This is a genomic window from Glycomyces dulcitolivorans (assembly GCF_003265355.1).
Classification (GTDB): Bacteria; Actinomycetota; Actinomycetes; order Mycobacteriales; family Micromonosporaceae; genus Glycomyces; species Glycomyces dulcitolivorans.
The window spans coordinates 37,148-51,046 of sequence record NZ_QFRW01000075.1; the positions used below are offsets into that span (position 1 = coordinate 37,148).

The window sequence follows — 13,899 nt, forward strand, 5'->3', positions numbered from 1 at the left end:
GAGGACGGGGCGCAGATTCCTTGAGCCCCGGCCCGGCGGCGGAGGCCGATGCCGCCGACATGGCCTCCGACCCGCTCGGCGTGCTGACCGCGCTTCCAGTCCTGATGTGGATGCTGTACGGCGGGTACATGATCGTGATGTTCTTATCGAAGCCCAAGGCGGTCAAAGCGCCGCCCGTCGGTTAACGGTAGGTGTACCAACAAACCTCGGTCGAGTCATTGACTATACATAGAAATCTCTCTATAGTTCGAGTTGTCCGGAAAATCATCAGATGTTTCGGGGTCGGGTCGCGGCATGTGAGCGATAACTGTCTTATCGGCCGGGTCCGCTGATTCTGCGGTGCCGGCGGCATGACGCAGTTCCGGCTTGGGTTTTCTTGAGGCGGTGGGCGGGCTTGGTGCGAGACCGAGGCTGGATCCTTACGGCCACCAGAAGCGGAAATGATCCTACGAATTCAAGGAACAAGAGATGCGAACAAGAGCAAGGTGGCTCGGGCCGATCGTGGCGCTCGGTCTCATGGTGGGCATGGTGGCGACGCCGATCGATACCGCCTCCGCGGAGTCGAACGGCGGGGTTCGGGTCATGCCGCTGGGTGACTCCATCACCGAGGGCACGGCCACGCCGGGCGGATACCGGATCGGCCTGTGGCAGCGCCTCGTCAACGGCGGGTACACCACGGACTTCGTCGGGTCGCAGTTCAACGGGCCGGCAGGTCTCGGCGACCACGATCACGAGGGCCACCCCGGCTGGCGTATCGACCAGATCGACGCGAACGTCGTCGGCTGGCTGAACACCTACCAGCCGCAGACCGTGCTGCTGCACATCGGCACCAACGACATCCTGCAGAACTACGACGTCTCCGGCGCCCCGAACCGGCTGTCCGCGCTGATCGACCGCATCACCACGACCGCACCGAACGCCGAGGTGTTCGTCGCGCAGATCACTCCGCTCGGGTGGAGCGAGGGGGACGCGGCGGTGAACAGCTTCAACGCGACGATCCCCGGCATCGTGCAGAGCAAGGTGAACGCCGGCAAGAACGTGCACATGGTCGACATGCACAGCGCCCTGACCACCGCCGACCTGGACGACGGCGTCCACCCGACCTCCGCCGGATACGACAAGATGGCCGCGGTCTGGTACTCCGCGCTGCAATCGGTACCCGGCAGCATCGGCGCGGCGGACGGCACCGAGATCGTGGGCGCCCAGTCCGGTCGCTGCCTTGAGGCCACCGGGCTCGGCACCGCCAACGGCACCGACGTGCAGCTGTGGGACTGCTGGGGCGGCTCCCACCAGCAGTGGACCTACACCGCCGGCAAGCAGCTCATGGTGTACGGCGACAAGTGCCTGGACGCCTACGGTCGGGGCACCGCCAACGGCACCGCGGTGGTGATCTGGGACTGCAACGGACAAGCCAACCAGCAGTGGAACGTCAACGCCGACGGCACCATCACCGGGGTGCAGTCCGGCCTGTGCCTGGACGCCTCGGGCTGGGGCACCGGCAACGGCACGAAGATCAAGCTCTGGGCCTGCGGCGGCGGACAGGCCAACCAGCAATGGGCCAGACGGTAGCCACGGCGACGTTGCGGATGTCCCCTGAGCCGGGTGCTCAGGGGACCGACCAATGTTCGGCTTCGCCACCGCCTTGTCCGTCTCCTGCCGCGGTCGGAGATCGGTTGCAGGCCTTCGGGAAACGACCGTGAAGCCGAGACCCGACGCGGCAGTTTAACGCTAGGTGCACCAACAAACTTCCATCGAGCCGTTGACTACACATCGAGATCTCTCTATAGTTCGAATCGCCGGAGAATCCATCAGATGTTTCCGGCCTAGGTTGCGATATGTGAGCGATAACAGGTATTCCCTGTACCCGCGTCCGCTGAGAATCATCCGATGACATCCGCCGCACCCGACTGCTCGATCCTGTCCCGCTCCGCATCTCCACGACCCGACGAACTCGACTAAGGAGGCCACCATGGCCTGGATGGAAACCCCCAAGAGCCGCAGGCGGATGCTCATCGGCGGAGCCGGCGTGCTCGCCGGGGCCGCCGCCGCGACCGTCCTCAACCCGTTCACCGGCTCGGCTGCAGCCGCCACGGTCGACACATCCGCCTGGTATGTGCTGGTGAATCGCGGCAGTGGGAAGGTTCTGGACGTGAGCGGTGTGTCCACTGCCGACGGGGCCCAGCTCCACCAGTGGACCCGCACGAACGCCTACAACCAGCAGTTCCAGTTCGTGGATGCCGGGGGCGGGTACTTCCGGATCAGGGCGCGGCACTCGGGGAAGGTGCTGGACGTGTCGGGCTGGTCGACCGCCGACGGTGCCGCGGTCCACCAGTGGGCCGACCACAATGGCGCCAATCAGCAGTTCCGGTTGGCCGACTCCGATAGCGGCTATGTGCGTCTGATCAATCGCAACAGCGGTAAGGCGGTCGAGGTCCAGGGCGCGGCGACCGGCGACGGTGCCGCCGTCGTGCAGTACAGCGACTGGGGCGGCAGCAACCAGCAATGGCAGCTCGCTCGCGTCGACGGCGGCAGCGGCGCCTGCGCTCTTCCGTCGACGTACCGCTGGACATCGACGGGCCCTCTGGCGCAGCCGAGGAACGGGCAGGTCGCGCTCAAGGACTTCACCGCCGTCCGTTACAACGGCCAGTACCTCGTCTACGGGACGACGCACGACGCGGGAGACGCCTGGAACTCGGTGGTCTTCAGTCCGTTCACCAACTGGTCCGACATGGCCTCGGCCGGCCAGAACATGGTGACGAGCTTCAACCCGGTGGCCCCGACGCTGATCCACTTCGCCCCGAAGAACGTCTGGGTGATCGCCTACCAGTGGGGCTGGCCGTACAAGTTCTCCTACCGCACGTCGACCAACCCCGCCGACCCCAACAGCTGGGGCCCGCACCAGGAGCTCTTCAACGGGGAGCTTCCCGTGAACAACCCCATCGACCAGACCCTCATCGCCGATGACCAGAACATGTACTTGTTCTTCGCCAACGACGAAGGCCAGATCTACCGGTCCAGCATGCCCCTCGGGGACTTCCCGAGCAGCTTCGGCACGGACTACGAGCTCGTCATGAGCGACACGAAGGCGAACCTGTTCGAGGCGGTCGAGGTCTACAAGGTCCAGGGCCAGAACCAGTACCTCATGATCGTCGAGGCCATGGGCAACCAGGGCCGGTTCTTCCGCTCGTTCACGGCCACCAGCCTGAACGGCACGTGGACACCGCAGGCCGCCACCGAGGGCAACCCGTTCGCCGGCAAGGCCAATAGCGGCGCCACGTGGACCAACGACATCAGCCACGGCGACCTGGTGCGCACCAACCCCGACCAGACCAAGACCATCGACCCCTGCAACCTGCAGTTCCTCTACCAGGGACGCGACCCCAGCTCTGACGGCATGGACTACGGCCTCCTGCCCTACCGGCCGGGTCTGCTGACCCTGCAGCGCTAGCGGCACGACGCAGGTCCGGCTCGGGTGTTCCCGAGCAAGCGGGCGGGCTCGGTGCGAGACCGAGCCCGCCCGGATCGGACTCCCGCCGTCCTCCTCTCGCCAGTTCCACCCGAGGGATGAGAAGACCGGTCCGCGCGAGCGGTGAGCACGCAAGGACGGCTACCGGCCGTGCGGCCGGTAGCCATCACTTGCCGCCGGATCGAACCGCCGGCTGAGACGCGCTCTCAGGCCGGGCTCGTCGGTCCCTCATCTGAGTGCACTCCGGGCCCGCCGCGGTCAGATGCTCCCGCCGCCGCCGGAGGTGTTGCTCCACCAGGCGCTGTAGGCGTTCAGGGAGTACCGTTTCGACACGCCGTTGGTCGAGGTGATCTCGAGGCCGAACTGCATGGTGTCGAAGGTGGTGTTGCGCAGGCGGCCGTTGTCCGCGGCCCACCTCCAGACCGCCGAGGCGTCGACGGTGCCGGTGTTCCGCTTCGTGGCCGGGATGAACTGCAGGACGTTCCAGCCGGGGTCGGCCTGCCAGACCGACGCGTAGAGGACGCCGCCGATCGTCACGTTGGAGGCGATCTGGGTGCCCCAGCCGCCTGCCGTCTGCCCGGACCAGTCGGTGAAGACCATGATCTCGTCCTGGTTGCCGGTCGACCAGAGGTCGCTCGTCCAGTTCCACCAGTCCCCGCCGGCGACCGGGGCTGAGGAGGTGTCGTACCAGAAGCCCGCCGCGTTCAGCTGCGACAGCGGGATCTGGGGCCTGACCGAGGTGTTCGGGTAGGACTTGATCCCGCCGCCCGACTGGGTCGAGTCGACGTACCAGGACTTGATGCTGTTGACGTGCAGGCACTGCGGCCCGGCGTTCTCGCCCCAGATGTTGTTGTAGATCGTTGCGGGGCTCTGGGTGTAGCTGCTCCACCGATCGCAGGAGGAGTAGACCTCGGCCTGCGCCGGCGTCGCGATGCCCAGGAGCCCGGCGATTGCGAGGACGATCAGGGCCAGTTGGCCGAGGGCCCTGCTGGTCACAGATTTCATCTGAACTTTCCTTCCTGTGCGGGGCCGGTCACGGGCCCGGCGGGTCTGCTATGTCCACAGCGAGTAGCTGTTGCAGTTGAAGTTGCGGCCTCCGGTGGAGGAGGTGATCTCGAACACGTCGCGCCCGAGCCGGTAGTTGACGTGCGGGTAGGACTTGACCCCTCCGGTGTTGGGGTGGTCGGCCCAGACGCCCCAGTTGGAGTACGAATTCGCCCAGATGGACTGGGCTCCGGCGGGGCGCCGACGGCGCCGGCGGTGGCCAGCGGTGCGGCCAGTGCTGCGGTGAGGAGCGGCCTGCGTTGCATGAGGCACACGCCTTTCCCAGGGGATTCGACACCGGTCGACGGCATTCGTAAATGTACGAATGTCGATATGTATCTTGATTAAATCATGGAACAAAGTCGATGTCTATACCGCCCGAGACCGGGAAAAATCGCCGAGCGCGGTGTCGTGGCGCGAGGCTGTGCTGACGGGTGTGCAATGGTCGCATTGCCTTGGCGCCCTGGTGTTTGCCCAGCCTCGGAGGCGGTGTGCGGCGACCGACTGTCGGGAGGTGCTTAGTTCCGTAGGTTGACAAACGTGGTGATGGCTGCGTACCGTGCTGGCAGCAGTGTTGAGAATCCACATCTCTCGATGTATTGGTCGTCATCGCCGCCTGGCACCGACTCCGATCCCCACGCCCTGACGGATTCCCACCCCTCCGACAAAGGAGTTTCGAGATGAGTCCCACTACCGCGCATGGGAGACGGTTGCGCCTCGGCGTGATCGTCGCCTCTGCCGTCGCCTTGCTGACCACCAGTCTCCTCGGGGCGGTCAGTGCCCAAGCGGCCCAAGGCTGCGAGGTCGACTACGAGGTCACCGGCCAGTGGCCGGGCGGCTTCATCGCCGACGTGGAGGTCACCAACCTCGGCGAGCCGGTCGACGGCTGGAGCCTCGAATGGCCCTGGCCCGACGGCCAGCGCGTCACCGGCATGTGGAACGCGAGGCACACCGGCTCGGGCGAGACCGCCACGGCCGAGAGCCTGGGCTACAACAAGAAGATCGCCACCGGCGCTTCGACCTCGTTCGGCTTCACCGGATCGTGGTCCGGCGAGAACACCGATCCGACCGGGTTCCGCCTCAACGGCCGCCTCTGCGACGGCACCGTCGGGGAGCCGACCGAGACGCCCACTGGCGGACCCTCGGAGTGGGACAACGCCACTGAGCAGGTCGCCGCCATGGAGCCGGGTGTGAACATCGGGAACACGCTCGACGCGCTGGGCGGCGAGACCGCCTGGGGCAACCCGATGATCACCGAGGAACTGCTCCAGACGTACAAGGCCGAGGGGTACAACTCGATCCGCCTGCCCGTCACGTGGGACGAGTTCACCGGCCCGGGCCCGGACTACACGATCGCCCCCGAGCGGATGGAGCGTGTCGCGCAGGTCGTCGACTGGGCGCTGGAGAACGACCTCCAGGTCATGCTGAACCTCCACCACGACTCGTGGATGTGGCTCGACGAGCTGCCGAACGACCACGACAACGTGATGGCCAAGTTCGAGGCGATGTGGACGCAGATCGCCGAGCGGTTCGAGGACTACCCGGCGGGGCTGTCCTTCGAGAGCAACAACGAGCCGCAGTTCGCAGGCGCCGAGAACGACGCGGGCGACCCGTACAACGAAGAGCTCAACCAGGCCTTCTACGACGTGGTCCGCGGCACCGGCGGGGGCAACGCCGACCGGCTGCTGATCCTGCCGACGCTGAACACCAACGCCGCGCAGGAGCGCCTGGACCCGGTCAGGGCCATGATCGAGCGCCTGGACGACGACATGGTCGGCGCGACGATCCACTACTACGGGTTCTGGCCGTTCTCGGTGAACGTCGCGGGCTACCCGACCTACGAGGAAGTGTCCCAGGCGGACCTGGCGGGCGCCTTCCAGCGGACGCACGACGCCTTCACGGCGAACGGCATCCCGGTCATCGTGGGGGAGTGGGCGATCCTGAACTACGGCCACACCGGTCCCGAGGTGGTCGAGTACGGCGAGATGCTGAAGTTCTTCGAGGACATGCAGTTCCAGGCCCGCGAGCAGCAGCTGACGACGATGATCTGGGACGCCGGCCAGTTCCTCAACCGGGGCACCCTCCAATGGCGCGACGCGTACCTCGCCGACCGCATCGCCTCCAGCTGGACCACCCGCTCGGGCTCCACCTCGTTCGACCGGATCTACCTGGAGAAGGCCGGGACCATCGGCGACGTGTCGCAGACGCTGCACCGCAACGGCCTCGATTTCGAGGGCCTGTGGCACGGGGGCACGCAGCTGGCCGAGGGGACCGATTACACGGTCTCGGGCGACACGCTCACCGTCAAGGCCGCGGCGCTCACCCGGCTCGCCGGGGACCGCGCCTACGGAACGAACGCGACCATCGAGGCCCGCTTCTCCGCGGGCATCCCGTGGCGCATCAACGTCATCTCCTTCGATCAGGCCGTGCTCTCGGACGCGACCGGGACGGGTTCGCTGGTCATCCCGACCCAGTTCAAGGGCGACCACATCGAGCAGATGGAGGCCCACTACGCCGACGGCTCCAACGCGGGCCCGGCTTCCTGGACGCCGTTCCAGGAGTCGAACGTGAGCTGGCTGCCGAACTACAGCGGCGGCACCATCACCGTGCCGAGCTCGTTCGTGAACGCGATCAGGGACGGCGAGCCCGTCACGATCACGTACCACTTCTGGGGCGGCGACTCGGTCGACTACACGGTCACCAAGAACGGCACCACGGTGACCGGAACGGCCTCTTAGGAGCGTCTGAACACGGCCGGGCCGGAGCAGTCGCTCCGGCCCGGCCGTCGTCTCCCGAGGGCTCTCAAGCAGATCAGGAACCGGATCTACCCACGCTGCGGCGCGTCTCCGAAATCGTCGATCCGGAGTCGTTCGCCGCCGCGCAGCGCGGACTCGTGGGCCATGAGGCCCGGGAGGGTGTACCGCGCCGCCACCCAGGCGTTGACGGTCGGCAGGGTCTGCTCGTTCACGGCGGTCACGAAGTCGTTCACGAGGAGCTGGTGGCTTCCCATGTGGCCGTTGCCGAGCCCCTTGAACTCGGTCGGGAGCGCGGAGGTGTCGTGGACGGGCGCATGCCCGGAGATGAACGATTCGTGCAGCGCGGGGTCGACGTTGGCGAGCACCGGGTCGTCGGCGCCGGTCGCCCAGCCGGGCTTGAGCAGTTCGGTGACGTCCTGCAGGTCCTCGGACTTCTCGTGCCAGAAGGAGGCGCGGGAGCCCTGCTCGAGGATGCCCTCGGTGCCGTAGAAGACGAACCGGGACTCGGGGATCCAGTGGGCCAGGCCGATGCGGCGGAACTCGTTGGTGCGGAAGCTGCCCCCGTCGGCGGTCTCGAAGAGCGCGGTGGCGTTGGAGAAGTCGTTGTCGAACATGCTCACGGCCTTGTCGAACACGCCGTCGCCGAGCTGGTCGGGCACGCCGATCGCGCTCACGCTCACCGCGTGGGTGTTCCAGGCGCCGAGGACGCCGCCGACGGCGTGCGTGGGGTACTTCATGGGCGGGAAGCTCGCGGTCCGCTTCCAGTCGGCGCCACCGCTGTACTGGTACGCGGCGTAGAAGCCGTGGTCCATGTCGTGCAGGTAGTCGCCTTCGGCGTAGAAGAGGCGACCGAACCCGCCTTCGGCGGCCTTCTGGCGGGCGTACACTGTGGCCGGGTGGTACTGGCTGGTCTCGCCCATCATGTAGGTCAGGCCGGTCTCCTTGACCGCGTCGATGATCTCGCCGATCTCGTCCACGGTGAACGCCATCGGCACCGCGCAGTAGACGTGCTTGCCCGCGTGCAGCGCCTTGACGACGAGCGGGGCGTGCGTCCACCGCTGCGTGAAGATCGCGACGGCGTCCACGTCGGAGGCGAGCATCGCGTCGAAGTCGTCCTCCACCCCCGCCAGGTCGAGTTCCCTGACGAGCGTCGCGGCCCGGTCGGCGATCAGGTCGGTGGCCGTGACGCGGGAGACGCCGGGGTGGGCGTTGAACAGTTTCGCGAAAGCGCCGGCGAACTGGCCGGACCCGACGATGCCGATAGCGAACACGGGAGGACTCCTTGGTCGTAGGACGGTGGCCGAACGGCCGGTGCCGAACGCCGCCATGAACGTATTAGTTTTGATCCGAGAAGTCTTCATCGATACGAGCGAGTGTTTCTTGGATACTCAGATCGCGGTCCAGCCCTCGGCGCTGATCGGCTGGGCCGGGCGGCCCGTCCTCATGGACAAAGCCCATCAGCACGACGACCTGGAGATCAACTTCGTCGCCGAGGGCGGCACGATGCTCTACCTCTTCGGCGGCGAGCCCGTCGAGATCGGGCCGGGCTCCGTGGCCGCCTTCTGGGCGGCCGTGCCCCACCAGCTCGTCGCGAACTCCGCGACGCGGGCGCACTGGGTCCACGTGCCGTTCGCGACGTTCCTCGGCTGGAACCTGCCGAGCGCGCTGGTCGGCCGCCTGCTGTCGGGGACGCCGCTCATCGCCCCGCCCGCGGCCGTGATGGACGCGGACTCCGCGAACTTCACCCAGTGGGCCGCCGACCTGTCCAGTGCCCGACCGGAGCGCCGCCGGATCATGCTCCTCGAAGTCGAGGCGCGCGTGCGCCGCCTCGCGCTCGACGCGCCGGGCGGGCCGGTCCGCCCCTACAGCGGGGGCGACCCGGCGCTGCGCCACGTCGTCGCGATGGTGCGGCACATCGCCGAGCACTTCCGGGAACCGCTGACGGTGGCCGACGTCGCCGCCGCGGCGAACCTCCACCCCAATTACGCGATGGCGCACTTCCGCAAGGTCGCGCACGCGACGATCGGGGACTACCTCGCCGGGTGCCGCCTCGCCGAGGGCCGCCGGCTGCTCATCACCACCGACCTGCCCATCGCGGACGTCGCCGCCGAGTCGGGCTTCAGCTCGGTCAGCCGCTTCTACTCCGCGTTCAAGACCGGATGCGGCGTCCCGCCCGCCGCCTACCGCCGCCAGCACCGGTAACCGGGCCGGGGGTCCCGAAGCCGCCCCCGCCTCCGCGAGGGCGGCTTCCGCCCGTCAGCCGGCGATGTCGCCGTAGATGATGCCGCGGCCGTTGGTCGTGAGGTAGACGCGGCCGTAGATCTGCGGGTCGCCGGTGATCGCCGACCCCGAGTACGCCCACTGGTGCTCGTCGTCGTTGATGCGGACCCACTTGGAGCCGCCGTCGGTCGAGCGGTAGATGGCGGCCTTGCCGCCGATCAGCGCGGACGTGTAGATCGCCGGGTAGCCGTTTCGCTTGGCGGCCTTGCCGAAGCCGACCGACTCCGCCGTCTCGAACTTGGTGATGCGCTTCCAGGTGGTGCCGCCGTCCTTGGACTGCCACATGCCGCCCGGGATGCCTTCCTCGTCGTCGCCGCGCCCGGCGAGCCAGACGTGGTTCTTCTTGCCGGGGACGGCGCGGAAGACGTCGACCCCTCCGGCGGGCAGGCCTGCGGCCCCCGTGTCGGCGAACGTCGCGCCCCCGTCGGTGCTGCGGTAGAACACGCCGCCCGAGAACGCGTACAGGACCGAGGCCTTGACGCGGTCGGCCCGGATCTTCGCCCCCGCGGGGAGGCCCTGGACCGGGGTCCACGTCTCGCCCAGATCGGTGCTGTACACCGGCGTGACCTCGGATTCGCCCGGAGTCCAGAAGATCCTGGACCCGTCGGCGCTCACCGCGACGGTGCCGCCGTGGCCGTCGCCGGGGACGCCTTCGACGGGCGCGGCGTTCTTCCAGGTCTGCCCGCGGTCGGTGGAGACGCCGACGTGGCCCTTCTCGTTGCCGTGCACGTTGCCGGTGCCGACGACGATGTCCGGGTTCGACTGCGCGAAGTCCACACTGGTGCCGGTGGACCAGCCGGTGTCGATCATCGGCTCGGCCCGGTCGAGGTCGGTGTGGACGAACCCGCCGACGTCGCCGACGGCGGAGACGAGCGTCCCGCCGAGCGCGGCGAGGTCGAGGGTCGCGCACTCCTCCACGCCCTCGGCGCGGACGCCGACGGTGAACTTCTCGACCGGCAGCGCGACGCGCTGGCCGGCCTCGTTCTCGCCGATGAGCTCTCCCTGCGAGTCCCACTGCGTCAGTTCCTCGGTGCCCCAGACGGTCGCGCCGGTGCCCCACATGACGCGGCCCGAGTCGTGCGGGTCGATGGCGAGGGCGTCGATCATCCACCCGTGCTTCACGGCGTACGCCGGGCCCTGGTCCTCGCCGTTCCATGACAGCCACGGGCTTCCGGAGCTGTCCATGTCGAACCGGTCGTGGCGGTCCTGGCCCTCGGCGTAGTCCCAGCTGAGCGACCAGGTCGCGCCGGAGTCGGTGGAGCGGTAGAGGATCTCGTCGGGCCACCAGTTGTTGCGCGTGGCCGTCATCAGAGTGCCGGGGTTCTGGCGGTCGACGGTGATCCCGCCGAAACCGGGGATCACACCGCGCGGGTTGTAGGTCGGCGTGACGTCGGTCCATTCGCCGGTCTGGGTCTCCAGGCGCTGGATGCGGCCGCCGTCGCCCGAGGCGGGCGCGCCGTTGTAGGGGCCGGGGTCGTAACCGGTGACGACGTACAGGTACCCGTTCGTGTTGTCCACAGCGGACTGCTGGGGGAAGGTGCGGTTCCCGTCGGCGGAGCCGAGGGCTTCGACGGCCCCGGGGACGGCCTGCCAGGAGGCCCCGCCGTCTGCGGAGACGTACAGCGGGTCGGCCGGGTCGGCGACGCCCACATAGACCTTGCCGCCGATCTGGTCGAAGTCGATCCAGATCACGCCCTGGTTGTCGGCCTGGGTGGGGTTGTTCGGGTCGATGACGAAGTTCCCGGGGTTGGGGAAGTTCTCGACCTTCGCCCAGGTGCGGCCGTGATCCCTTGAGCGCCAAAGGCCGTTGCCGCTGGGCGTGCCGAGGTAGAGCTCGGCGTTGTCGGCCGGGTTCACGACGAGGCGTTCGCCCATGCCGCGGCCGGGCATGTTGCCGCCCTGCTTGAACGGGAGCTCGGCGATGCCCCAGGTCTCGCCCTTGTCGTCGGAGTACAGGATCGCGCCGTTGTTGGGGTCCCAGTCGATCGTGTAAGTGCCGACGGCGGCGTAGACGCGGTCGGTGTCGACGGGGTCGGTGGCAATCGAGACGACACCGGAGTAGCCCCACTTGTCGCGCCCGACCCAGTCCAGGAGCGGCTTCCAGGTGCGGGAGTCCTCCTGCCAGCGGTAGCAGCCGCCGATGTCGGTGCGGGCGTAGATGAGATCGACCTCGGTCTCGTTGAAGACGATGCCGGGGACGAAGCCGCCGCCGTTGATCGCGGCGTTCTTCCAGGTGTAGACGTCGTTCTGCTTCGAGTCGGTGTCGTTGGCGGCCCAGGCCGGCAGGGTGCCGACGGTGATCGCGGCCCCCGCCGCGGCCGCGCCGACCGATGCGGTGAACGTGCGTCGTCGCATGGTGTTCTCCTTTTCGTACTGGTTGCGAGAGGTCGTGGGTCCGGGTGGAGGACCGCGGGTTCAGCCCTTCACGGCGCCGGTGATGACGGCTTTGGTGAAGTGCTTCTGGATGAAGGGGTACATGATCACGATCGGGATGATGGTGCAGACGACGACGGCCATCTTGAGCGCGGCGGTCGGGGCGGCTTCGCCTTGGGCCTGGTACTGGGCGGCGGCCTGCGCGCCCTCGGGGAGTCCTTGTGTGGACATGAGCATGCGCTGGAGCACGACCTGGATCGGCTGGGTCTCCAGCCCCGGGGTGTAGAGCACCGCCCCGAAGTACATGTTCCAGTAGCCGACGGCGTAGAACAGGGCGATGACGGCGAGGATGGCCTTCGACATCGGCAGCACGATCCGGAAGAGGGTGCGGAACTCGCCGGCGCCGTCCATCTTGGCGGCGTCGATGAGTTCGCCGGGGATCGAGTTCATGAAGAACGCGCGCAGGATGATGATGTTGAAGGTGCCCACCGCCCCGGGCAGGATGAGCGACCAGTACGAGTTGAAGAGCCCGAGCTGCTGCACCACCAGGAAGCTGGGGTACATGCCGGGTCCGAACAGGAACGTCAGCAGGATGAACCACAGGATCGGGCGGTGCAGGAGCGAGCCGGTGCGCGAGAGCGCGTACGCGCCGCAGATGGTGAACGCCATGCTGATCGCGGTGCCGCCGAGTGTGAGGGCGGTGGTCAGCAGCAGCGAGTCGGTGAGCGCGCCGCCGGAGAAGATCTCCCGGTAGGCCTGGAGGCTCACCTCGGTGGGCACGAGCAGCAGGTTGCCCCCGGCGCGCGTCAGCGCCTCCTCGCTCGCGAGGCTGGTGGCGAGGACGGCCCACAGCGGCAGGACGATGGCCGCGCCGTAGCAGACCAGGAACAGGGCTTTGAACAGCTTGCCGGCGAGGGACGGCTCCTCGTCCCACATGGGCCGGGCGCTCTTGCGGAAGGCACTGCCGCTTCGGGGCGTGATCTCGGTGGCGGTCATGATTTCTGGTAGATCCCTTGCTCTCCGAGGCGGTGGGCGATGTTGTTGGCGATGAGGATCAGGATCAGGCCGATGACGCCCTTGAACAGGCCCGCCGCGGTGCCGAACGACTCGCCCTGGCTGCCGACGATCGACTGGTAGTACACGTACGTGTCGAGCACTTCCGTGGCCTGGTATCCGACGGCCTGGCGCTGCAGCTGGTACTGCTCGAAGCCGACGGAGAGGATGCCGCCGATCTGGAGGATCAGCAGCAGGATGATGACCGGCCGGATGCCGGGGAGGGTGATGTGCCACATGCGCCTCCAGCGGTTCGCGCCGTCGGAGGCCGCTGCTTCATAGAGGCTGGGGTTGATCGAGGACAGTGCCGCGAGGAAGATGATCATGCCCCAGCCGGCGTCCTTCCACGCCCACTGCATCCACACCAGGAACGTGAAGGTCTCGGGGTTGGAAGTGATGTCGAGCCGCTCGCCGCCGCCGTCCATGATCCAGTTGGAGACGAGGCCGTCCGCGCCGAGGACCTGCACGAACACGGTCACTACGAGCACCCACGAGAAGAAGTGCGGCAGGTACACGATGGACTGGAACGCGGACCGGACCCTGACGGAGATGATGCTGTTCATGGCGAGTGCGAGTGCGATCGACAGGGGGAACATGCACAGCAGGTTGAGCGCGGCGAACTTCAGCGTGTTCAGCAGGGCCGGGGTGAAGTACGGGTCGTTGAAGAGTCGTTCGAACCAGGCGAAGCCGACGAACGGGTTCTCCCAGAAGGGCCGGTACGGGCTGTAGTCGAGAAATGCGATGATGTTCCAGGCCGTGGGCCAGTAGTGGAACACCGAGAGGTGGGCGACCACCGGGAGGGCCAGCAGCAGCAGCGGCCAGTCGTGGCGCAGCCGCTGGAGTACGGTCCGCTTGCGCCTGACGACCGGGCGGGCGGGGGACCGGTCCGCGTCCGGTGGTGCCGTGCTCTGGAGTGTTGCCATCGCT

At 67.6% G+C, this 13,899-nt stretch carries 11 protein-coding genes; 5 read left to right on the top strand and 6 right to left on the bottom strand.

From position 1 onward, the window contains the following. Positions 1-20: 20 nt before the first annotated feature. The 3 genes from DI269_RS26830 to DI269_RS06525 all read left to right on the top strand — a co-directional run bounded on the left by DI269_RS26830 (position 21) and on the right by DI269_RS06525 (position 3,448). Entirely contained in the window at positions 21-185 is a 165-nt protein-coding gene (locus tag DI269_RS26830) for a hypothetical protein (protein WP_157974794.1), read from the top strand. 283 nt (positions 186-468) lie between these two features. Beyond that, entirely contained in the window at positions 469-1,569 is a 1,101-nt protein-coding gene (locus DI269_RS06520) for an RICIN domain-containing protein (protein ID WP_112134293.1), read from the top strand. Between the two features lie 409 nt (positions 1,570-1,978). Further along, positions 1,979-3,448: a non-reducing end alpha-L-arabinofuranosidase family hydrolase gene (locus DI269_RS06525; RefSeq protein ID WP_408612272.1), complete on the top strand. Its 1,470-nt coding sequence runs from the start codon at positions 1,979-1,981 to the stop codon at positions 3,446-3,448. A 276-nt stretch (positions 3,449-3,724) separates the two neighbouring features. On the opposite strand, the gene DI269_RS06530 is transcribed toward DI269_RS06525, so the two are convergent. After that, positions 3,725-4,471 (bottom strand): glycoside hydrolase family 12 protein, encoded by a 747-nt coding sequence (locus tag DI269_RS06530; protein ID WP_157974795.1) that lies wholly within the window; start codon positions 4,469-4,471, stop codon positions 3,725-3,727. A gap of 48 nt (positions 4,472-4,519) precedes the next feature. Beyond that, positions 4,520-4,783 (bottom strand): glycoside hydrolase family 12 protein, encoded by a 264-nt coding sequence (locus DI269_RS06535; RefSeq protein ID WP_112134296.1) that lies wholly within the window; start codon positions 4,781-4,783, stop codon positions 4,520-4,522. Positions 4,784-5,190: 407 nt separating this feature from the next. Here DI269_RS06535 and DI269_RS06540 point away from each other — a divergent pair, with 407 nt between their 5' ends. After that, positions 5,191-7,248, top strand: coding sequence for a cellulase family glycosylhydrolase (locus DI269_RS06540; protein ID WP_112134297.1), 2,058 nt, complete (start codon positions 5,191-5,193; stop codon positions 7,246-7,248). Between the two features lie 86 nt (positions 7,249-7,334). Here the strand turns inward: DI269_RS06540 and DI269_RS06545 are convergent, their stop codons facing one another. Then, on the bottom strand, positions 7,335-8,537 hold the full coding sequence (locus DI269_RS06545) for a Gfo/Idh/MocA family protein (protein ID WP_198667211.1): 1,203 nt from the start codon (positions 8,535-8,537) through the stop codon (positions 7,335-7,337). Positions 8,538-8,646: 109 nt separating this feature from the next. On the opposite strand from DI269_RS06545, the gene DI269_RS26835 reads away from it, so the two are divergent. Next, complete coding sequence (locus DI269_RS26835; RefSeq protein ID WP_198667212.1) at positions 8,647-9,468, top strand: helix-turn-helix domain-containing protein; 822 nt, start codon at positions 8,647-8,649, stop codon at positions 9,466-9,468. A 54-nt stretch (positions 9,469-9,522) separates the two neighbouring features. Here DI269_RS26835 and DI269_RS06560 read toward each other — a convergent pair whose 3' ends face one another. Genes DI269_RS06560 through DI269_RS06570 form a run of 3 tightly spaced genes read right to left on the bottom strand, consistent with a single transcriptional unit; the run spans position 9,523 to position 13,895 of the window. Beyond that, complete coding sequence (locus DI269_RS06560) at positions 9,523-11,901, bottom strand: sialidase family protein (RefSeq protein ID WP_112134299.1); 2,379 nt, start codon at positions 11,899-11,901, stop codon at positions 9,523-9,525. A gap of 60 nt (positions 11,902-11,961) precedes the next feature. After that, on the bottom strand, positions 11,962-12,915 hold the full coding sequence (locus DI269_RS06565) for a carbohydrate ABC transporter permease (protein ID WP_112134300.1): 954 nt from the start codon (positions 12,913-12,915) through the stop codon (positions 11,962-11,964). After that, positions 12,912-13,895, bottom strand: coding sequence for an ABC transporter permease (locus tag DI269_RS06570; RefSeq protein WP_112134301.1), 984 nt, complete (start codon positions 13,893-13,895; stop codon positions 12,912-12,914). Before DI269_RS06570 ends, DI269_RS06565 begins: the two co-directional genes overlap by 4 nt. Between the last annotated feature and the right edge of the window lie 4 nt (positions 13,896-13,899).

Excerpts from the sequence above, each read along its gene's own strand:
- DI269_RS06520 (WP_112134293.1), top strand. The coding sequence starts at position 469 with ATGCGAACAAGAGCAAGGTGGCTCGGGCCGATCGTGGCGCTCGGTCTC.
- DI269_RS06525 (WP_408612272.1), top strand. The coding sequence starts at position 1,979 with ATGGAAACCCCCAAGAGCCGCAGGCGGATGCTCATCGGCGGAGCCGGC.
- DI269_RS06530 (WP_157974795.1), bottom strand. The coding sequence starts at position 4,471 with ATGAAATCTGTGACCAGCAGGGCCCTCGGCCAACTGGCCCTGATCGTC.
- DI269_RS06540 (WP_112134297.1), top strand. The coding sequence starts at position 5,191 with ATGAGTCCCACTACCGCGCATGGGAGACGGTTGCGCCTCGGCGTGATC.
- DI269_RS06560 (WP_112134299.1), bottom strand. The coding sequence starts at position 11,901 with ATGCGACGACGCACGTTCACCGCATCGGTCGGCGCGGCCGCGGCGGGG.
- DI269_RS06565 (WP_112134300.1), bottom strand. The coding sequence starts at position 12,915 with ATGACCGCCACCGAGATCACGCCCCGAAGCGGCAGTGCCTTCCGCAAG.
- DI269_RS06570 (WP_112134301.1), bottom strand. The coding sequence starts at position 13,895 with ATGGCAACACTCCAGAGCACGGCACCACCGGACGCGGACCGGTCCCCC.